The sequence below is a fragment of the [Pantoea] beijingensis genome (genome assembly GCF_022647505.1).
GTDB classification, from domain to species: domain Bacteria; phylum Pseudomonadota; class Gammaproteobacteria; order Enterobacterales; family Enterobacteriaceae; genus Erwinia; species Erwinia beijingensis.
In genome coordinates, this window is sequence record NZ_CP071409.1 from 2,827,722 (window position 1) to 2,847,632 (window position 19,911).

At 49.2% G+C, this 19,911-nt stretch carries 19 protein-coding genes and 3 pseudogenes; 6 read left to right on the forward strand and 16 right to left on the reverse strand.

From position 1 onward, the window contains the following. Positions 1-270: 270 nt before the first annotated feature. The gene (locus J1C60_RS18775) at positions 271-396 is read right to left on the reverse strand and encodes a small membrane protein YohP (protein ID WP_479688384.1); all 126 of its coding nucleotides are present in this window, start codon (positions 394-396) and stop codon (positions 271-273) included. A 432-nt stretch (positions 397-828) separates the two neighbouring features. Between J1C60_RS18775 and J1C60_RS12815 the strand changes: the two genes are divergently transcribed. The 3 genes from J1C60_RS12815 to J1C60_RS12825 all read left to right on the forward strand — a co-directional run bounded on the left by J1C60_RS12815 (position 829) and on the right by J1C60_RS12825 (position 3,643). Then, positions 829-1,074, forward strand: a complete 246-nt coding sequence (locus tag J1C60_RS12815; protein WP_128179405.1) for a hypothetical protein — start codon at positions 829-831, stop codon at positions 1,072-1,074. A gap of 169 nt (positions 1,075-1,243) precedes the next feature. Beyond that, positions 1,244-2,326, forward strand: coding sequence for a malate/lactate/ureidoglycolate dehydrogenase (locus tag J1C60_RS12820; RefSeq protein ID WP_128179404.1), 1,083 nt, complete (start codon positions 1,244-1,246; stop codon positions 2,324-2,326). A gap of 180 nt (positions 2,327-2,506) precedes the next feature. Next, positions 2,507-3,643, forward strand: coding sequence for an iron-containing alcohol dehydrogenase (locus J1C60_RS12825; protein WP_128179403.1), 1,137 nt, complete (start codon positions 2,507-2,509; stop codon positions 3,641-3,643). Positions 3,644-4,695: 1,052 nt separating this feature from the next. Here the strand turns inward: J1C60_RS12825 and J1C60_RS12830 are convergent. From J1C60_RS12830 to J1C60_RS18625, 3 genes are all read right to left on the reverse strand, one after another. Beyond that, complete coding sequence (locus J1C60_RS12830; protein WP_128179402.1) at positions 4,696-5,718, reverse strand: isopenicillin N synthase family dioxygenase; 1,023 nt, start codon at positions 5,716-5,718, stop codon at positions 4,696-4,698. 484 nt (positions 5,719-6,202) lie between these two features. Continuing rightward, positions 6,203-6,634, reverse strand: a complete 432-nt coding sequence (locus tag J1C60_RS12835; RefSeq protein WP_128179401.1) for an OsmC family protein — start codon at positions 6,632-6,634, stop codon at positions 6,203-6,205. A gap of 575 nt (positions 6,635-7,209) precedes the next feature. Further along, positions 7,210-7,308 carry a YoaK family small membrane protein gene (locus tag J1C60_RS18625; protein ID WP_154325225.1) on the reverse strand — a complete coding sequence of 33 codons (99 nt, stop codon included), beginning with the start codon at positions 7,306-7,308 and terminating at the stop codon, positions 7,210-7,212. A gap of 586 nt (positions 7,309-7,894) precedes the next feature. Between J1C60_RS18625 and leuE the strand changes: the two genes are divergently transcribed. Next, positions 7,895-8,536: a leucine efflux protein LeuE gene (gene leuE / locus J1C60_RS12845; RefSeq protein WP_128179400.1), complete on the forward strand. Its 642-nt coding sequence runs from the start codon at positions 7,895-7,897 to the stop codon at positions 8,534-8,536. Positions 8,537-8,644: 108 nt separating this feature from the next. Here leuE and J1C60_RS18715 read toward each other — a convergent pair. After that, positions 8,645-8,839, reverse strand: a pseudogene (locus J1C60_RS18715) (IS3 family transposase); the annotation flags it as partial. Between J1C60_RS18715 and J1C60_RS12850 the strand changes: the two are divergent. Beyond that, positions 8,838-8,945 (forward strand): annotated as a pseudogene (locus tag J1C60_RS12850) (hypothetical protein); the annotation flags it as partial. The pseudogenes J1C60_RS18715 and J1C60_RS12850 sit on opposite strands and share 2 nt — an antisense overlap. Here J1C60_RS12850 and J1C60_RS18720 read toward each other — a convergent pair. Continuing rightward, positions 8,934-9,221, reverse strand: a pseudogene (locus J1C60_RS18720) (transposase); the annotation flags it as partial. The pseudogenes J1C60_RS12850 and J1C60_RS18720 overlap by 12 nt on opposite strands. Before the next feature lie 140 nt (positions 9,222-9,361). Here J1C60_RS18720 and flk point away from each other — a divergent pair. Beyond that, a complete protein-coding gene (gene flk / locus J1C60_RS12855; protein WP_128179398.1) occupies positions 9,362-10,408 on the forward strand; it encodes a flagella biosynthesis regulator Flk in 1,047 nt (348 codons plus the stop codon). A gap of 44 nt (positions 10,409-10,452) precedes the next feature. Here the strand turns inward: flk and hisP are convergent, their stop codons facing one another. The 10 genes from hisP to accD all read right to left on the reverse strand — a co-directional run bounded on the left by hisP (position 10,453) and on the right by accD (position 19,909). After that, positions 10,453-11,226: a histidine ABC transporter ATP-binding protein HisP gene (gene hisP, locus J1C60_RS12860; protein WP_128179397.1), complete on the reverse strand. Its 774-nt coding sequence runs from the start codon at positions 11,224-11,226 to the stop codon at positions 10,453-10,455. 10 nt (positions 11,227-11,236) lie between these two features. Beyond that, on the reverse strand, positions 11,237-11,953 hold the full coding sequence (locus J1C60_RS12865) for an ABC transporter permease (RefSeq protein ID WP_128179396.1): 717 nt from the start codon (positions 11,951-11,953) through the stop codon (positions 11,237-11,239). Beyond that, positions 11,950-12,636, reverse strand: a complete 687-nt coding sequence (locus J1C60_RS12870; protein ID WP_128179395.1) for a histidine ABC transporter permease HisQ — start codon at positions 12,634-12,636, stop codon at positions 11,950-11,952. Before J1C60_RS12870 ends, J1C60_RS12865 begins: the two co-directional genes overlap by 4 nt. Positions 12,637-12,715: 79 nt before the next feature. Then, a complete protein-coding gene (gene hisJ / locus J1C60_RS12875; protein ID WP_128179394.1) occupies positions 12,716-13,498 on the reverse strand; it encodes a histidine ABC transporter substrate-binding protein HisJ in 783 nt (260 codons plus the stop codon). Between the two features lie 277 nt (positions 13,499-13,775). Further along, positions 13,776-14,345: a UbiX family flavin prenyltransferase gene (locus J1C60_RS12880; protein WP_128179393.1), complete on the reverse strand. Its 570-nt coding sequence runs from the start codon at positions 14,343-14,345 to the stop codon at positions 13,776-13,778. 73 nt (positions 14,346-14,418) lie between these two features. Then, positions 14,419-15,936, reverse strand: a complete 1,518-nt coding sequence (purF, locus tag J1C60_RS12885; protein WP_128179392.1) for an amidophosphoribosyltransferase — start codon at positions 15,934-15,936, stop codon at positions 14,419-14,421. 36 nt (positions 15,937-15,972) lie between these two features. Continuing rightward, positions 15,973-16,458: a colicin V production protein gene (cvpA, locus tag J1C60_RS12890; RefSeq protein WP_128179443.1), complete on the reverse strand. Its 486-nt coding sequence runs from the start codon at positions 16,456-16,458 to the stop codon at positions 15,973-15,975. 400 nt (positions 16,459-16,858) lie between these two features. Next, a complete protein-coding gene (gene dedD, locus J1C60_RS12895; protein WP_128179391.1) occupies positions 16,859-17,656 on the reverse strand; it encodes a cell division protein DedD in 798 nt (265 codons plus the stop codon). Further along, positions 17,646-18,914, reverse strand: coding sequence for a bifunctional tetrahydrofolate synthase/dihydrofolate synthase (folC, locus tag J1C60_RS12900; RefSeq protein ID WP_128179390.1), 1,269 nt, complete (start codon positions 18,912-18,914; stop codon positions 17,646-17,648). Before folC ends, dedD begins: the two co-directional genes overlap by 11 nt. Before the next feature lie 80 nt (positions 18,915-18,994). Then, positions 18,995-19,909: an acetyl-CoA carboxylase, carboxyltransferase subunit beta gene (gene accD / locus J1C60_RS12905; RefSeq protein ID WP_128179389.1), complete on the reverse strand. Its 915-nt coding sequence runs from the start codon at positions 19,907-19,909 to the stop codon at positions 18,995-18,997. Between the last annotated feature and the right edge of the window lie 2 nt (positions 19,910-19,911).

Below are 19,911 nucleotides of genomic sequence, written 5' to 3' on the forward strand. Positions count from 1 at the left end.
TTCGTTAAAAAGGTAAAAAAAATCAACCCAATATGGCCTCAATTAAAACATGAATAGTTAATGTGCTTAATCTGCCTTTGTGTAGATAAGACTTATCTTAGCGATAAATATGAACGTTATCGTCAAAAACGGAGATAACCCCAACGGCAGCAGTCGTGTATTTTTACCCGACACAGAAAACGACGAAGCAATCCTTATTTACCTCTCACTATGTTGACAACGACTGTGCCGGTTAAACGGATGCTGCCGTCTAGACGACAGCCCCCCGCTTTAAAAAATAAGCTTAAATACGCCAGTTAAGGTAAGCAGCCCCACGATAAAAATAATCGCAATAATCCAAAGAATAATTTTCATTCCATTTTCCTCACTCATTGGTGATAAAAAACCACAGGCCATAGCGACTCAAGTATAGAAGAATAATTTCATATCATCAGCGCCATAGAAAATCCCGCATAGGTTTTTGACAGTCACCGATCGGACGATACTTCCGCACTGTCGTTAGCGTATGGCACTCACTGGAAGAACACTGCACCGGTTACATCATTTTTTGAGAACCCTGTCGCGCTGTGAAATTTTCTCCCTCTGCTCATTAGCCGAGCAGTCTGGTTCGGACTAAACTTATTAATCTGGTAGTTGCAACTGCGTTTGGGTGGTATGAGAACAAATAGTGATGGTTCACCTACACTCTCTAAAGGCTCGCTAAGGGTTAACAGCACACCGGCTGAGTCCGTCAGAACGCATTGTCCGCTATCACTGGATAAATACGGGTATTGACCCGGGGTCCTCGATTGTTATGGTTTTTTTATTAACAAGTAACAAGGAGATCTTATGAGTACGATAAATACCAGCATGGGCAGATATTGCCTGAAAGCAAAAAATAGTGGCGATCACATTAAAGGAACGATCGCGATTAATGATGAAGGCGGTTCTCCGCTTACTTCACAAGAATTTAGCGAACACTATCTTGATGACGTGGTGAATAACGTTATCTACCCGATAACCGGCGGTAATCGCGAAATTACCCGTAGTTTACGCGAACAGATGGTTAAGGCTGGATTCGGGCAGCCACACTAAGAATCTTCTCACGGGCCATGCTCATGGTCCGTGTTTCATTACTCCATTTCCTGCCATGTAATAATAGGATCATACCGATCGGGGCTGCGCTCAGGCAGTGACAGGCAGTGAAATGTGGAGGCAAGCAAGATACTTCCATCGAATATAGCCCGAACAGGAGGAAAACCGCGTGCATTCAGATCTCCGTATTCATCACGAACGCCTTGCGAAGTTTGTGCAGGCAATCTGGAGTCACGCGGGAAGTGCGCCGCGTGAAGCTGAACTCGTTGCCGAGCATTTGGTTCAGGCTAACCTTGCCGGGCATGATTCGCACGGCGTCGGTATGATCCCCAGATACATCGCCTCACTGGCCGAGGGGCAGCTTAAACTTAATACACATGTCAGCGTCATCCGGGACGCCGGTGCTGTTCTTACCCTTGACGGAGGCCGAGGTTTTGGCCAGGTGGTGGCCTGCGAAGCAATGGCACAAGGTCTGCAACGTGCAAAGCAGTTTGGCCTGGCTGCGGTGGGTTTACATAACGCACATCACATTGGACGCATCGGTCACTGGGCAGAACAGTGCGGCAAGGAAGGATTTATCTCTTTTCACTTTGTGAATGTCATGGGCGACCCCATGGTGGCTCCCTTTGGTGGTAGCGACCGACGCTTTGGAACTAATCCATTCTGTGCCATTTTTCCGCGTAAAGATGAAAAGCCCCTGCTACTGGACTTTGCCACCAGCGCAATTGCTTATGGTAAAACGCGGGTAGCTTACAACAAAGGTCTGACTGTTCCCCCGGGCGCACTGATTGATCATCAGGGGCACCCCACCATGCAGCCGCACGTTATGCATGAGCCCCCCTTCGGTTCACTGCTACCTTTTGGCGATCACAAAGGCTATGCGTTGGCAGCACTATGTGAAATCCTGGGCGGCGCGCTTTCTGGAGGGCGAACCACACATGATGAAACTCTCGAAACAGATAACAGTGCCATCATTAATGGTATGACGACGATTATTCTTAATCCTGAAGCTTTTGATGCACCTCATATGCAGGCTGAAGCGGAAGCGTTTATCTCATGGGTTAAAAAATCACCTCCATCAGGCAATATGCCTATTCAGCTCCCGGGAGAGTGGGAAGAAGCGAATCGCGTTGACCGCATAGCAAATGGTATTACGGTTGATCCCATGACATGGCGGCAAATTTGTCATGCGGCACGGCTGGCTGGCATGCCTGAAGAAGAATTGAATGCTTTTAACGCATTAGTCGGTTAAATACCGACGGATAAGCCCCACTTTTATATCAGTGGGATAACCTGCACCACGGATACAGCCTGACAGACCCTTTCCAACAGTCAGCACCAAATAAATCTGCGCGTCACTGCGGTAGCAATATCGCGTACGGCTATTTAGACTGGTACCCCAACGCTTATTACATTCGTCCGGAACCCTGTAATGATTGGTCAGATGATTGCGAACAGAAAGACTTTTTTCGGCAACGGTAGCCTCCATGAGCTACTCCCTTTATTGACATCCTCTCCCTGCCCCACCTTACTCTTTTGCGCCCGATCTTTTCTTAACGGCCCAGCCTATGCCGAGATAAAAGAAGCGCTTTCGCCACTACTGGCAGGCATAGAGATTGTCAGCCACGAAGCCTCTTCTTCAGAACTTGATGAATGGGTGACACGCTGGCGCGGTAAAGTGTCACGCGTAGTCGCGATCGGTGGGGGAAGCGTAATGGATGCGGCTAAAGCGGTTGCTGCACTGTGCGAACATCCGCTGAATACGCGTCGTTACCTGGAAAAGGTTGGCGATAGTCAGATCAGCGGTAAAACGCTGCCGCTGATCGCCATTCCGACCACTGCGGGGACCGGCAGCGAGGTCACACAAAACGCCGTGGTCACCGATAAGAGAGGCCATAACGTAAAAGCATCTCTACGTCACGCCGCTTTCGTACCCGAGATTGCTATCCTGGACCCACAGCTATTGAAAGGCGCATCTGATCATGTGCTGGCCTGCTGCGCAATCGATGCCTTCACCCACCTTTTCGAAGCCTATCTTTCAAAAAGCGCCACCGCATTGAGCCAACGGACAGCCTTGAGTGGAATGCAGGCATTTGTTCTTGCCTGGCCGGTGTTAAATCAACAAGGTGAAACAGGCGATGACGCTCGTGAACAGATGATGCTGGCATCATGGCTAGGTGGACAAAGTCTGAGTATGGCGGGTTTAGGCGTTATTCATGGTCTTGCAGGCGAACTGGGGGCGATCAAGGATTATCATCATGGCGAAGTCTGTGGCCGCCTGCTGTTCCCTTTTTTGACGCTTTTAAGTAGAAGCGATCACCCACAGCAGCAGCAGTTGATGCATAAACTGAACAAAGTGATCTTCGGACAGTCTGGAGACAACCCGGCGTTGCATCTGGCTGAATGGCTCAAACAGCATGCTATTACCCCATTCTGGCAACAGCCTCAGCTACTGGATGACGAAGAGATTCGTTGGATTCTGGCACGTTCTAACAGCAAAAACTCGCTGATTGATTACAGCCCGCAGCAACAGCATTTTATGCTTAAGCAGGCGTGGCCTGAGCGATAACACAACTCATCACACTTTATCTATGATTAAAAAACAATCAAACCTGGCTATTCTATACTCGTCGTCCCATACTTCATCCATCGCCAGTATAGGCGTTAAGTAGAATTAACCTCAATATTGCCTGCAGGAACGGCGGGCAATTTTTTCGCCCTGCATATCAGCAAAGTAATAACCCGATGACGCTTTCCATCGTCATTCAGTGGGATGGCATACGCTTCAGACACATTTTCACTGAAGCAGCACAGTGTTTTTCTCAATTTTCTCTTTCTGATTTAATGAATTTTTAATATGTCTCTTCGAAAAAATGATATCTTCGTGGCGTTTTTCACAAGACTTCATATCAGGTTAAAATAAACTCATTTAGATATTACCAATAAACAAGAATAATGAATGCGGTAAAACAAATGCTCACTATAATTTAACATGCATCTTAAGTTATTGATATTGCAGGCTGGAGAAAGCGTTGTTCCCATAAGGCAAGCAGCACGATCACGATCCTCGATAAGCTTACTCAGATAAGTAACCGATTTGACTGAGCACAGCCCTTATACGTTCAGCCTGAAGTAGTATAATGGATATCACGCTTACTTATGCACGGAGGCATAATCATGTTGGACAAAATTCTTGAACTGCTTTTTTCCATTGTGATAATGATGTGGATAGTCATAATCCTCGACATCGGCAATGTCACATTGAAAATCAGCAATCTTATATCTCTTCTCGCGGATTAATATTAAATATCCGACCTATCCTTCTATATGGATAGATTCGGCTTTCGCCGTTATTAGCACAAATTAATCACAACCAAGTTGTACACATCACACGTCACTGTGTACGTTATTTATCAAAATCTCTTCATGGAATGCGAAAGAAATGATGCACTTACGTAACTTCTGAAGGTATTGGAATTCTATCTTCAGAGTTTTTTTTACCTTCAATATTGACTCAAATGCAGAAAATTCAACCTTCTCTTGCCGGTCCGATCGCCTAAAAAACTTGTGACCCTACACGCTGCGATGAACGTAAAAATCCTATTTTTCTCAATCGGATACTCATAAAGAATTGAGATAATCAGCATAATATCGTTCCGCAACATCGGTATGAGACCGTAAACGCCCTTTTAGATAATTCCAGCCAACATCACGCAGCAGAGGATTTAATGGATCGCTGGCCGGACCGTGAGCATCTTTGGCAATCGCTTCTGATAACTGATACACCGGGACGATGGCTCCCAACTGCGCACCTAAGAAAAAAGCGATAGACAGCCGCTGGCGCCCTTCTGCAGGTGAAACAACACGATGTACAGTTGCCCGCAAATAACCATTCGTCGCCAATTCCAGTAATTCACCAATATTCACCACAAATGCACCCGGGAGCGGAACGGCTTCAACCCAATGGTCGGGCTCCACTTCAACCTGCAACCCTTTCTGGTCATCCTGTAATAAAAAGCTAAGGAATCCCGAATCTTTATGAGCCCCCACCCCTTGCTGACTCTCTGCCGCATGCTGGCCGGGATAGCGGATCAGCTTGATATGTTCATTCGGCTTTTCACCATATAAATCATCAAAGGCATCTTCCGGTAACTGAAGCGCCAAAGCAAAAGCACGTAACAAGCGCAGCGACATCTGGGTCATTTCCTGCTGCCACTGTAACAGTGCGGTTTTCAATTCCGGTAGCGATGCCGGCCACTGGTTAGGCCCCTGTAAACGCTGCCAGGCGGGGGAATCAGCATCAAGTTGCAGTGCAGGGCGCTCCGCGCCAATATCAAACTGCTCACGCAGGTCCGGCTGATTACGCGTCATTTCCGCTCCTGCTTTGTTATAACCGCGAAAATGGGGGGAATTGACCATGGCTACCGCTGCCTTTTCCACGTCGTCCAGCGCGAAGAATTGCCTTGCCAGCGTCTGCAGCCGCTGCTGTAACGTCAAATTAATGCCGTGATTGATGATGTAAAAGAAACCGATATCACGGGCAGCCTGTCCTAGCTGAGTCAGAAACGTATGACGCTGCTCTGTCGTTCCCTCCAATAATGCCAGATCAAGGACGGGTAAACTTTCGCTCGAAATTGTCGTCATAGGCTCCCCCACATCATCATTACACCATTATTTGCGCTGTCAGTAGGATATCCACGCAATCGCCAGCACTGTGCCCAGACATAACGGGCATGGCTGATGAAGAATAACTTGTCATCTTACTGAAAGTTAAACCAATACTGTTATGTTCTAAGTTATGGCATCCGTCTATAGATCGGGATAAAAACGCGCGATATCGGAGACTTAATAGCATCCATGTCAAGAGAAAGTGCTGAACCGCCCTCCTCGTCAGCGCCCCCAATACACGGTGCAGTCATCCAGTCCAGTTGACCGTTCGTCAATATATTACTGATGATGAAATTCGATGCCGATTTCCAATCTCTACGTCGCATTAACACAGTATTAGCCGGCGGTTCGTAAGGACTCTCTATCACTCAACCCATTGAAAAATAGAACATCAAGAAGAACCCAGCGGATAAACCCCATAATCCGCTCTGCCGCCGGCAGCGTAATATCATTGAAACGATTATTTATTCAACTGGTAATCGAGGGTGATATTAGCGTTAAGCAGTTTCGATACCGGGCAACCAGCTTTTGCCTGATTAATAATATCGTTAAACACTGCGTCTTCGATGCCTGGCAGGATGACATGGCTTGTCAGTGCAACTTTAGTGATAGAGAACCCCTCGCCGTCTTTATCCAGAGAGACATCCGCAGTGGTATCAATACTTTTTGCCACGTATCCCTCGTTGCCCAACATTAAAGAAAGTGCCATGGAAAAACAGGCCGCGTGTGCCGCGCCAATCAGCTCTTCAGGGTTGGTCCCCGCTTTATCTTCAAAGCGCGTGTTAAAACCATATGGTTGCCTGGTTAGTGCCCCGCTCTCGGTAGAGATCGTGCCGGTGCCGTCCTTAATACCACCTTCCCAGTGTGCGAGGCCTTTCTTATGAATAGTCATATCTATACTCCCGTTAGTGTGACGTCGACTATTGAGTATAGACGCTAAATAATTCGCCTTGCGGCTGCCAGAGATTGTCAGACTATGTGGATGAGTGATTAACCATACATAATGAAACTGGAAGGGGGATGCGGTATATGAGGCAAATAGCTGGTAGTCAACACACCTATGCACCGGAAAAACCAACTCGTATTACGTAACATATTCATCGTTTCGCCCTGAAGTCGTGATGGTTATTTTCCAGCGGGACATGGCAATATCACGCCCCCAGATTGGTCTGCGTTGTATAGATTTGTAGCATGAACAATATAGCGTAGACAGGATTTATCCGAAAAATGCTACCAACCAATCATTATCTAACAAAAATATAAATGAACGTTTCAGGCGTCAACGTGAAGGAGGAAAACCTCAGAAAAATAATGCAAAAAATGACGTAATTATAAATTAATTTTAATTAAAACAGGCTGTATGGGCATTGATTATCACAGCAAGTTGCATTCAGCGTTTTCGCACAAGCATCGCAAACGGTAAGAAAAAACTGTAAATCTTGAATGAATCCAAAATCTGGATGAGTTTCAAGGACCAGGCATCCATGCACCGCTGGCAATAAACCATACCAGCAGAGCCACGCCAGCTATACCAATAACGATGGGGAACACATATCCTATTTTCACCTATCTCAACTCTCTCTTTGACGCTAAAAAACGTCTTCCCGTCAACATGATACGGAGGAAGACTACCCGTTCCACGGCATCCAACTGTGCGTCAGCGCGAACATAATGAGCTCGAGCACAATGACTACCGTCAGTAAAATCCCCAGCTTGTGATTACAAATCCAGTTAAACATGTCTCCCACCTTAGCTAAGGCGTTGTCTGCTATTGGGGACAATAGACTACACCTTTAGCGTTAAGAAGGTTGTGAATACCTTATCATAATTGGCGGGACACGATTATGGTCGCGGTTAATTTGCTCAGGCTGGACGTGCCACCATTTGGTCGGCATGGCCACCCTTTGAGCATTATTGCTGGAGCAAATCCGGGGCAGGATCACACAACTGCACTAGCCATATGCGTATTGTGTTTAAATCGGTGCCATAACAGCTCTGTTTTATCAACCGTGTTGGCTGAGTTTTGCCCAAAGAATGGTTCTCGTTCCATCCTTCAGAAGTGCTTAAACGACCGTTCGCGTATAATGCATTCGCCACGGGGGGATATTCCCGGTATTGCGTACGTGCGGATTGTTATTGTCAGGAGGCAAAAGTGTTACTTGAACATATCGGAATCATCAATCTATGGACCTATCTCGCAGGGCTGATCGTCATCATCCTCCTCCCTGGGCCCAACTCGCTGTATGTGCTTAAAACAAGTGCGTCGAAAGGTATTAAAGCAGGTTACGTGGCCGCATCAGGCGTTTTTATTGGTGACGCGATACTTATTTTCCTTTCATGGTTGGGGGTAGCTTCGCTCATTAAGGCTTCGCCTTTGCTGTTCACTGCCGTTCGCTTTCTCGGCGCTTTTTATCTGCTTTATCTCGGCATCAAAATTATCTATGTTAATTTTTTCTCCGGAAAAAACCCTGCTACAGCCTCGCTTAATGAACAGGAAAATGTGCTGACAAAAGCCCTGACGCTCAGCCTGACTAATCCCAAAGCAATAGTATTTTATATCTCTTTTTTTGTGCAGTTTATTGATTTCAGCTATTCACACACCGGGCTATCTTATTTAGTGCTTGCCTCAATACTTGAAGTATTTAGCTTCCTTTATCTGAGCACGCTTATTTTTGGTGGTGCCGCTATGGCCAGATTCTTCAAAGCACGTCAGAGTCTTGCTAAAGCAGGCAATGGCTTGGTTGGGCTATTCTTTATGGGGTTTGCCGTAAGGCTAGCTGCGATCTCATCTTAAACATCCTCTGCCGCCCCCATGGAAGGGTCACTACGCAACACATTCCCTGTCGATGTTACGCCTGATCTTTTTAGATGAGACTGGTCAGGTTTTCCACGGGTTCCCAGGCCATCGTCCCATCCGGAAGCCTCTCACTGTTGCCATGATCGCTATACTTCTTGCGCCAGCAGAGCCATGGCTGATGTAATGCAGCTCCAGAACCTGGCTGCGTAATAAAGCCTGCCTGCCGCCAGACTTTTCAGGATGTTTTTTCCAGTATTTATCGCTGCTGCGATGAACCCCGAATACCTGGCAGAGTATGGCTCAGCGAAACAACAGACCGAGAAAGACACTGAAGTTCAAAACACCAAAAGAGATAATTGAAAGGGGTGTTGCGTTGACAGATCGAATCTACAGTAGCCTTCTTTAGTGTGTCGTTTACCGTTTCAACACGTTGTAGCTTTTTCTTCAGCTCGCGTATTTCAATTTGTTCCGGGGCTGGGGGGAGGCTTTTGGCGTTTTACCCTGACGTTCGTCACGCAACGGCTTCACCCATCGCGTCATGGTAGAAAGCCCCACATCCATAGCACTTGGCTGTATCTGCCACGGTGTGGTTCTGGTCAAGGACCCGTTGAGCGGATTCGCGTTTGAACGCTGCGCTGAAATTTCTTCTTTTGGGACGCCTGTGTTGTTCTGAGGTGGGCATATCACCTCTGTTCAGGTGGCCAAATTCAGTAAACTACTACACTTACCTACTATCGATTCTATGACGGGATTGTTATCATAGCGGATTACCCTCTTGTTCCGGTGCGCCCCGGATGTTGACCTGTTTGAAAGGATTACGCCATGCAACCTCTCAGTGGCCCTGGTGCGCCGCTTTCCGGCGATCGTGCAACGGTCTCGTCTTTGCCCGGACAGAAACGTCCAGTTAACGTGGACGATCGGCCACTGACTCCTGCACAACGCACCACTCTTGAACGCCTTATCGTGCGTATAATGTCACTGAGCTCGCTCAAGTCCGTGGAACTTTGGGCAGGATTACGCCATGAGGTAGGTGTCAAAAGTGATGGAGGGTTATTGTCACGTCATTTCCCGGCGGCAGAACATTTTCTTAATACCCGACTTGCTCAGGTGCAAAATAGTCATGCTACGCGCCAGCTTTTTCAGCAGTTAACAGATTTACTGCCGCTGGGGAACAATCGTCAGGCAGTGAGCGATTTTATCCGCCAGCAGTTTGGCCATACGGTACTCAGTTCACTGTCGCAAGATCAGCTGCATCAGGTCTTAACCATGCTACAAAATGGTCAGTTAACTATCCCTCAGCCGCAGCAAACACGCGTTACCGATCGTACGCTACTTCCTGCTGAGCATCACACCCTGAATCAGCAGATTGCCAAACTGGCGGCAGCGACGGACGAACAACCAGCAAATCTGTGGGCATCGCTGCTAAAACTGGTTAGTTTAAAAAGTGGCGATCCCATTCCATTGCGGCATTTCCCGTTGTTAACTCAATATCTACAGGCTCGACAGACGCTGAGCCAGCAAAGCGCTCCGACGTTACGCACGCTGGAAGCCTCGCTGAAGCAACCTCTCGATCGCACTGAACAACTTATGCTGGAGGAGTACAGCCAGCAGCGTTTTCAGGCAACACCGCAGACATTTTTGACCGCAGCACAGTCGCAGGACCTACTGAATCTGCTGTTTACTCGTCGCGCAGAAGAAAAACAGCCCGAGCAACCTCTCCCTGCAAGCGAAATTAAACCGCAGCCTATTGTCCACCCATTAGTTGGCTCACTGCCTTCAGTACTACAGCCGTTTGCTAACCGTCCCGCCTTCACCGCTTTTGCTGTGCTGGTAGTGACAGGCTTGCTGGCTTGGTGGCTTTCTCTGTAGCCTGAATGTGTCACCCGGGCGATGCATGAACCGCCCGGATAGCGCTACTTTAATGCCCCGGAAAGAAATTGCTGTAAGCGCACGCTTTTTGGCGAAGTGAAGACCTCTGCGGGCGGACCTTCCTCTTCAATCTTCCCCTGATGCAGAAAGATAACGTGGTTCGAGACATGTCGAGCAAACTCCATCTCATGGGTAACCACCACCATGGTTTTCCCCTCCTCCGCTAGCTTTTGCATAATACGCAGGACTTCCCCGACCAATTCAGGGTCAAGCGCTGAAGTCGGCTCATCAAACAGCAACACTTCCGGTTCCATTGCCAGCGCCCGCGCAATCGACACGCGTTGCTGCTGCCCGCCGGACAAATGTGCGGGATATTTTGCGCGCGCGCGCGCATCAATCCCGACCTTATCGAGATAACGCACGGCACGCTCACGCGCATCCTGCTTACTCAAGCCCAGAACCTGAATCGGCGCTTCCATCACGTTTTCCAACACCGTCATGTGGCTCCAAAGATTAAAATGCTGAAATACCATGGTCAGGCGCGTACGTAGCATACGCAATTGCTCTTTATTAGAAACCTTAAGCTGACCATCGGTATCACGCACCAGGCTGATCATCTCATTATTCACCGAAATGGTGCCTTCACTCGGCTTTTCGAGGAAGTTAATGCAGCGCAAAAAGGTGCTTTTTCCGGAGCCTGATGAACCAATAATACTGATGACATCGCCAGCATTTGCCTGCAACGAAACGCCCTTCAGCACCTCATGCTCGCCATAACGTTTATGGAGCTCAGTTACGCTTAATTTATTTTCGGCCATAGTCACTTACTCAATGGGACGATGAAGGTTTAACGTGCGCCAGCCAACGCTTTTCCGCAAGCCGGAACAGGCTAATCAACGCATAAGAGATAATCAGATACAGCACCGCTGCCAGACCGAAAGCGATAAAGGGCTGATAGGTCGCCGAATTAATATCACGCGCAACTTTTAACAAATCCGGCACGGTCGCGGTAAAAGCCAACGCGGTGGAGTGCAGCATCAAAATCACTTCATTACTGTAAGCAGGTAGCGCACTACGCAGCGCCGAAGGCAAAATTATGCAGCGGTAAAGCTTAATCGTTGAGAATCCATATGCACGCGCGGCTTCAATTTCACCATGCGGTACTGCGCGGATCGCACCGGCAAAGATCTCGGTGGTATAAGCACAAGTATTCAATGTTAACGCCAGCAGTGTACAGTTAAGGCCACTGCGGAAAAACGCATTGAGTAGTTCGGTGCCCTTAACAATTTCCAGCGTGTACATACCGGAATAGAACACCAGCAGTTGCACATAAAGCGGCGTCCCACGAAATACGTAAGTGAATAACCACACGGGGAAACGTACGGCACGATTTGGCGAAACGCGTGCAATCGCCAGCAGTACGGCCAGAAAACCGCCCAGCACGACCGAAATCACCAATAGCCAAAGCGTGATGGCGACGCCAGTGAAGCGATAACCATCCGTCCAGAGCAGTGGCTGCCAATAGTCATGAATGATATCGATCATAAATCTGCCCTTCTTACTCCAACGGAGTAACGACGCTCAAGCCACCACAGCACGCCGTTGGAAAACGTGGTAAAAATCAAATAAATGATCCCCGCAACGATAGCAAACCAGAAAGGTTGCCAGGTACTTTTACCTGCTAACTGCGTCGCTTTTACCACATCTTCCAGTCCCAGCAGCGACACCAGTGCCGTCGCTTTCAAAATCACCTGCCAGTTATTGCCAATGCCGGGCAAGGCAAAACGCATCATTCCCGGAAAAAGAATACGACGAAAAATCTGCGAGCCGGTAAAACCAAAGGCCGTAGCGGCTTCAATTTGCCCTTTAGGTACGGATAGATATGCGCCGCGGAAGGTTTCAGTAAAATAAGCGCCATAGATAAAGCCCAGCGTAATAATCCCCGCCGTCATCGGATCGATATCGAACTGCGCGATCCCGATCAAATCGGTTAATTGATTCAGAGCGATCTGCAAACCATAAAAGATCAGTAGCATCAAAACTAAGTCAGGCACACCGCGAATCAATGTCGTGTAAGCTTCGAATATAAGGACAATCCCGCGGTTACTGGAGAGCTTGGCTCCCGCGCCAATCAGCCCCAGTATCACCGCAATCAGCAGTGAACTGAGCGCCAGCTCAAGCGTGACCGCCGCGCCTTTAAGAATAACTTCCGAATAGCCATACAGCATGAATAGAGTCCTGTCGTGTGGTGTTGAACAGGCTATTGCCCGACGAAATGGGCAATAGCGAGCGAGCTGACAGGGTTACTTAGCCACCGTATACATCAAAGTCGAAATATTTCTTGGCCAGCTTATCGTAAGTACCGTCTTTACGCATTTCATCAAAAGCTTTGTCAATCGCCGCTTTTAATTCGGTATTCTCTTTCGCCATACCCATACCGGTGCCAACACCGAAAATAGCATTATCTTTTACTGCCGGGCCGGCAAAGGCATAGTCTTTACCGATTGGCTGCTTCAAAAACCCTTCGCTGGCAGCAACTTCATCCTGGAAGGCGGCATCAATACGGCCCGCCGTCAGATCCTGATAAACCAGATCCTGATTTGCATAGGGGGTGATGGTCACGCCTTTTGGACGCCAGTATTGATTGGCATAGGTTTCCTGCGTAGTTCCCTGCAGCAGACCAATATTCTTGCCTTTTAATGATTCAATTGTTGGCTGGATGGGTGAACCTTTGGTCGCAATCAAACGGGCATTTGCTGCGTAAAGTTTCTCGGAGAAGGCAATCTCCTGCTGGCGTTTTTCAGTAATGGAGAGTGAAGAGATAATGGCATCAATCTTTTTCGCTTTCAGCGACGGGATCAGCGCATCAAAATCGCTTTCTACAAAAGTACATTTGGTCTCAATGCGTTTGCAAATTTCGTTGGCCAAATCAATATCAAACCCCACCAGTTGCCCCTGCGCGTTCTTTGATTCGAACGGTGCATAGGTTGGATCGGTTCCGATACGCAGATTTTTCGGCACGGCAGCGAACACGCTACTTGCGCTGGAGAAAGCCAGCACCAGAGAAAGAGCCAGGACCTGCTTTTTCATAGATTACCCTCAAGTAAAGTGCTTTTTGTTATCACTATAATATGGTGTGTTGCGCAGTTTATTTAGCAGGTTTCATGCCAGTTTTGTGGCAATCAACTGCACATGACTCGCGCACTAAACCCGGCACCCAAAATGGGCGCAAGCGCTTAGTTTATGAGGAAAAATATAACAGGGTTGTTATGCATAAGCGGCAACTATGTTGCATTTTGGTGCGCGCGATGCACGAAAAGTGATCCATGACAAACTGTTGCACCATAATAGGTCAGTTCGCTACGCGCTATGCCCCATTCCAGCGCGTAAAGAGATCATGTGGAAGCGTGAAATCAAACTGATCAATAACGCGGTTAACCGTCTGGTCGATAATCTGCTGCACGTTTTCAGGGCGATGATAAAAAGCGGGTACTGGCGGCATGATAATGGCTCCCATCTCGGCGGCGGTGGTCATCATCCGTAAATGTCCCAAGTGCAGCGGCGTTTCACGCACGCACAACACCAGACGACGCCGTTCCTTCAGCACGACATCCGCCGCACGCGTCAATAAGCCATCAGTGTAGCTGTGTACTATGCCGGATAGCGTTTTCATCGAACAAGGCAGAATAGCCATCCCGTCAGTTTTGAACGAGCCGGAAGAAATACTGGCTGCGATATCGCGGACATCATGCACCACATCCGCAAAACTCTGGATTTCCCGCACGGTAAGGTCGCTCTCCAATGCCAGCGTCTGGCGCGCTGCCTGACTCATCACTAAATGGGTTTCTACGTCATCCACCTGCTGCAAAACCTGCAGCATACGCACGCCGTAGATCACGCCACTGGCACCTGAAATGCCAATAATAAGTCTTTTCATGGTAGAGCCTTATAAAAAATGGGCCGGAATAATCCGACCCATTATGACATATCCACAGAAAATTGGCGTGGCATCAACCTTCGTTATGCATCTCCAGGTTTTCCACTTCATTCTGACGAGCCAGCGCTTTTGCATCATCATTACGCAGTGACTGAAGATATTCGAGGTAACTCTGGTCTACATCTTTAGTGACGTAAATACCGTTGAACACCGAACATTCAAACTGAACAATATCCGGGTTCTCTTCACGCACGGCTTCAATCAAGTCGTCCAGATCCTGGAAAATCAACGCATCAGCACCGATAATCTGGCAGATCTCATCCACTTCACGCCCATGTGCAATCAGTTCCGTCGCACTTGGCATATCAATGCCATAGACGTTAGGAAAACGAATTTCCGGCGCGGCTGAAGCAAGATAGACTTTCTTCGCACCCGCTTCACGTGCCATCTCGATAATTTGCTCAGAAGTCGTGCCACGAACGATAGAATCGTCGACCAGCAGTACGTTTTTATCACGGAACTCAGCACGATTAGCGTTAAGCTTACGACGCACGGCGCTACGGCGCTGGTGCTGACCCGGCATGATAAAGGTCCGACCGACATAGCGGTTTTTCACAAAGCCTTGCCGATAAGGTTTGTTCAGAATACCGGCGATCTCCAGCGCAATATCACAGGACGTTTCCGGAATTGGAATCACGACGTCAATATCCAGGTCTTCCCATTCACGCGCGATTTTTGCGCCCAGTTTGGTTCCCATCCGGACCCGTGCGCTATAGACAGAGATTTTATCGATAAAGGAGTCGGGACGAGCAAAATAGACGTATTCAAACAGGCAAGGATTACTTTTCGGGTTTTCCGCACACTGGCGCGTAGAAAGCTGACCTTTTTCGGTAATATATACCGCTTCGCCCGGCGCTACATCGCGCAGAAATTCAAAGCCCAGCGTATCCAGCGCGACGCTTTCGGACGCCACCATATATTCAATACGGCCGTCATTCATGGCGCGTTTACCAATAACCAACGGGCGAATACCGTTTGGATCACGGAAGGCAACCATACCATGACCAATAATCATTGAGACGCAAGCGTAAGCGCCACGGACTTTCTGGTGCAGTGCCGCGACCGCTGAAAAAATATTTTCGGCTTCCAGTGGATAGTGCGGGAAACGGTCTAACTCCTGCGCAAAGATATTGAGCAAAATCTCAGAATCCGAGGTGGTATTAACATGACGACGCCCGCTTTCAAACAGCTGCTTACGCAACTCGTGCGCATTCGTCAGGTTGCCGTTATGGGCCAGTGTAATACCGTAAGGCGAGTTGACGTAGAAGGGCTGTGCTTCAGAAGCACTGGAACTTCCCGCAGTAGGATAGCGGACATGGCCAATACCCATGTTGCCCTGCAGCCGTTGCATATGACGCGCTTCAAATACATCGCTGACCAACCCGTTCGCCTTACGCAAACGGAAGCAATTTAATGCATCGATGGTCACAATACCTGCAGCATCCTGCCCACGATGTTGAAGCACCGTTAACGCGTCATAAATCGACTGGTTTACCGGCATGAAACCGGTGATACCGACAATACCGCACATGTAGTCATATCCTCATAAGCCGCACCCCCGGCGCGATTACCGGGGTAAAAAACTCGACGAGCTTTGCAGGTAGTCAAAAAACCACCTGATGATGTAACTGAACTGGGGAACCAGTTGCGACTGCTGCCAGTCAGGACTTTTCGAAAATCCGGTGAAGGTATCGAGGAAGAATAAAATGGCGGAAACAATTAGCACGCCACGCAATGCCCCGAAACAGACACCCAACACCCTGTCGGTTCCTGACAGGCCGGTTTTTTCCACCAGTGAACCAATGACATAATTTACTATCGCCCCGACAATCAGCGTGGCAATAAAAAGTATCCCGATGGCAATTCCATTTCGTACCAGCTCATCTTCAAAACCTGTGAACCAGACCGCAAGAAAGGAGTAATAATGACTGGCGACAAAGAATGCGCATCCCCAGGTTACGAGAGATAATGCTTCCCGAACAAACCCACGGATAAGGCTAACCAGAGCCGAAAAACCAACAATCGCAATAATGACGTAATCTATCCAGACCATGAACTCTTCCAGCGACAGTGCCCTTAAGATCACATCCCTCTGCTGCACCCAACGCAGTTGCAACAGAGGGATGTGACCTAAGTTCGGGGCGAATTCTAACAGAAAAAGAAAACGTTTGCGTATCGTTTTCCTTTCCCAGACAAAATAAAAAAACCCAAAAAACAGCCTGACAATCCATCATCAAGAGGGGGCAATTGACCGCAGCGCCAGACATTCAAACCACCGCAGCGCTCGGCAAAAAACCGGATACAGCTTAACCAATGTCGATGATGACGTTGCCATAATGTTCAGCAAAACTTAATTAACCGACGCGTTGCAGAACATTACGGCGGTGACATAGCCCCCATCCCATTGCGCAAGTACGGGAACGAATAGTGACGTCCCCGACCAAAACGCTCAATTATCGCGAACTGTAGGGTTTCACCACTCCGCCCAGACCAGAAATACCTTTAAGCTCACCCACCGCAGCCTGCATTTTCGCTTTGGACGCATCCGGCCCAACGTAAATACGGGTAATCTGCCCTTGTACAGGCGTCGATGGTACGGTGAAGGTGCGATAGCCTGATAAACGCAGTTGAGCAACAATTTCGTTCACTTTGCTGGCATTTTTTAGCGCACCCAACTGAACAACATACGCTTGCCCTTCCGGTGCCTGCTGCTGTTGCTTCGGTGGATCTATTGGCTTCGGCTGCTCTACTGGTTTCGGTTGCTCAACCGGCTTCGGCTGTTCAACTGGCTTCGGTTTAGGTTGCTCTACGGGCTTCGGCTTCGGTTGCTCTACGGGTTTCGGTTTCGGCGGCTCTACTGGCTTTGGTTTCGGCTGCGGTTGCTCAACCGGTTTCGGCTTCTCCGCAGGTTTCGTTTGCTGCACTGGCTTCATTGGCGGCGGCGAAACCACCGTTGGCGCACTGCTGGATTGAGGCGTAGTAGAACCGTTATCCGCGGGCTGTGAAGTCCGATCGTTATTGCCGCCCACCGCAGCACCTGCACCTTCTGGAGGTTGTGCAGGTAAAGATTGCGTAACCGGTGGCACCATATCCGCATCTTGTTGGTCGTCAGGCTTCGGGACCAATGGGATCGCCGCAAACTCTTCTTTGTAGTGTTTTTTTTGGCCGTCAAGCAAACCCGGCAGCACAATCACGCCAATGGCAACTAAAATGACGGTTCCGACTAAGCGGTTTTGAAACTTACTGGCCACTTCCGTTCTCCATTTGCATCGCTTCCATGACATGAGCCACGGTATGGAAAGAGCCGCATACCAGCACAATGTCGTCTTGCTTCGCCTGCTGCAAAGCGGCCTGCCAGGCAGCAACGACGCTGACAAAAGGCTGTGCCCCCGGCAGGTGTTCAATGAGTTGCGCCGCACTGGCACCGCGCGGACCCTCTAATGGCGCGCAGTACCAAATATCAACCTGAGAGGCCAGACTCGCCAATGTTCCGGCAATATCTTTATCATGTAACATCCCAACCACCGCGTGCACCCGCCCTTTCTTAGGCAGTTCAGCGATACGGCCGGCCAGATAGTCAGCCGCATGTGGGTTATGCGCGACATCAAGGATAACGCGTGGCTGGTACGCAACCGTCTGAAAACGTCCGGGAAGAATCGCTTTATCCAGCGACGCCCTAATAATACTGTCGCTTACCGTGAGTGAGGACGCGCGAAGCGCTGCGAGCGCAGTCGCTGCATTGGGCAAGGGAACCTGTGGTAAAGGTAGTCCACGCAATTCTCCCGCGGCGTCACGAAAATACCACGTCTCACCATCTATGCCGTAACGCCAATCACGATCGCGCTGCCGCAGGCTGGCGCCAAGATTATCAGCCACTTCACGAATGCTGTGCGGCATATCAGGCTCACCAACCACGGCTGGTTTCCCGTAACGAAAGACGCCTGCTTTTTCACGGCCAATACTTTCCCGATCGGGCCCCAGCCAGTCAGTATGATCCAGCGCAATACTGGTGATCACTGCCACATCCGCATCCACAATATTAGTCGCGTCCAAACGACCGCCCAACCCCACCTCCAGAATTACCACATCCAACGCCGCTTGCTTAAATAGCATGAGCGCCGATAGCGTACCGTATTCGAAATAGGTTAATGAGGTTGCACCACGTCCTGCTTCTATTGCCGCAAAGCTTGCGGTATGAGCGGATTCATCCAGTTCCTTACCCTGAATGCGTACGCGTTCGGTATAGCGTAATAAGTGGGGAGAACTGTAGACGCCGACGCGATATCCTGCGGCCATCAGCAGCGTTTCCAATGTTCGGCAGGTGGTGCCTTTGCCATTAGTACCAGCAACGGTGAATACGGTAGGAGCAGGCGTTAGCAGACCGAGTTGCGTGGCGACACGCAGAATGCGATCCAGCCCGAGTTCGATAGCCTGGGAATGTAAACGCTCAAGATAGTCAAGCCACGTGACCAAAGGCGACGTGGCTTGAGGAAGGTGAAGATTATCCATGGATCCCGTTCAGCACGTTACGGTTCATTGGTGAAAAGAGCAGCGCCAGGGTAGTCATTGCTGCTCTTTTCCATCATCTGTCAGGCCTCGCGACGCTGCGACGCTTCTTCCGCAGCCGCTTCTGCTTCCTGTAATGGTACAGGCGCTGGCTGATTGGTCAGCTTAGCAAGAATGCTGGCCAACTTCAGACGCATATCAGGACGACGTACAATCATATCAATCGCCCCTTTCTCAATCAGAAACTCGCTCCGCTGGAAGCCCGGTGGCAACTTTTCACGCACCGTTTGCTCAATAACGCGTGGGCCAGCAAATCCGATCAATGCTTTAGGTTCAGCGATGTTGAGATCGCCTAACATCGCAAAGCTGGCGGAAACACCACCCATCGTCGGATCGGTCAGCACAGAGATATACGGTAAGCCGCGTTCCTGCATTTTCGCCAGCGCTGCGCTGGTTTTCGCCATCTGCATCAGCGACATCAACGCTTCCTGCATACGTGCGCCGCCGCTGGCGGAGAAACAGATCATTGGGCAGTTGTCTTCGAGCGCCTGCTCAACCGCACGTACGAAACGCGCACCGACCACGGACCCCATTGAGCCACCCATGAAGGAAAACTCGAACGCACAGGCAACTACCGGCATACCGTGCAACGTGCCTTTCATAACAATAAGCGCGTCTTTCTCGTTAGTCTCTTTCTGTGCGGCCGCCAGACGATCTTTATATTTTTTAGAATCCCTGAACTTAAGCAGATCTTTGGGTTCCAGTTCGCTGCCCAGCTCTGTCAGCGTACCTTCATCAAGTAAGCTGTGCAGACGTTCACGCGCATGCATACGCATGTGGTGATCGCATTTCGGGCAAACTTCCAGATTGCGTTCAAGCTCGGCGCGGTAAAGAACCTGGCCACAGCTGTCACACTTTGTCCAAACCCCTTCAGGAATGCTTGCCTTACGCGAAGGGGTGATGGTGCTTTTGTTGAGAATTCGTTCAATCCAGCTCATTG

Coding starts and splice junctions, on each gene's coding strand:
- J1C60_RS12870 (WP_128179395.1), bottom strand. CDS start 12,636: ATGCTGTATGGCTATTCGGAAGTTATTCTTAAAGGCGCGGCGGTCACG.
- accD (WP_128179389.1), bottom strand. CDS start 19,909: ATGAGCTGGATTGAACGAATTCTCAACAAAAGCACCATCACCCCTTCG.
- J1C60_RS12865 (WP_128179396.1), bottom strand. CDS start 11,953: ATGATCGATATCATTCATGACTATTGGCAGCCACTGCTCTGGACGGAT.
- J1C60_RS12825 (WP_128179403.1), top strand. CDS start 2,507: ATGATTGGTCAGATGATTGCGAACAGAAAGACTTTTTTCGGCAACGGT.
- J1C60_RS12830 (WP_128179402.1), bottom strand. CDS start 5,718: ATGACGACAATTTCGAGCGAAAGTTTACCCGTCCTTGATCTGGCATTA.
- hisP (WP_128179397.1), bottom strand. CDS start 11,226: ATGGCCGAAAATAAATTAAGCGTAACTGAGCTCCATAAACGTTATGGC.
- folC (WP_128179390.1), bottom strand. CDS start 18,914: ATGGATAATCTTCACCTTCCTCAAGCCACGTCGCCTTTGGTCACGTGG.
- J1C60_RS12815 (WP_128179405.1), top strand. CDS start 829: ATGAGTACGATAAATACCAGCATGGGCAGATATTGCCTGAAAGCAAAA.
- J1C60_RS12880 (WP_128179393.1), bottom strand. CDS start 14,345: ATGAAAAGACTTATTATTGGCATTTCAGGTGCCAGTGGCGTGATCTAC.
- J1C60_RS18775 (WP_479688384.1), bottom strand. CDS start 396: ATGGCCTGTGGTTTTTTATCACCAATGAGTGAGGAAAATGGAATGAAA.
- purF (WP_128179392.1), bottom strand. CDS start 15,936: ATGTGCGGTATTGTCGGTATCACCGGTTTCATGCCGGTAAACCAGTCG.
- hisJ (WP_128179394.1), bottom strand. CDS start 13,498: ATGAAAAAGCAGGTCCTGGCTCTTTCTCTGGTGCTGGCTTTCTCCAGC.
- flk (WP_128179398.1), top strand. CDS start 9,362: ATGCAACCTCTCAGTGGCCCTGGTGCGCCGCTTTCCGGCGATCGTGCA.
- J1C60_RS12835 (WP_128179401.1), bottom strand. CDS start 6,634: ATGACTATTCATAAGAAAGGCCTCGCACACTGGGAAGGTGGTATTAAG.
- cvpA (WP_128179443.1), bottom strand. CDS start 16,458: ATGGTCTGGATAGATTACGTCATTATTGCGATTGTTGGTTTTTCGGCT.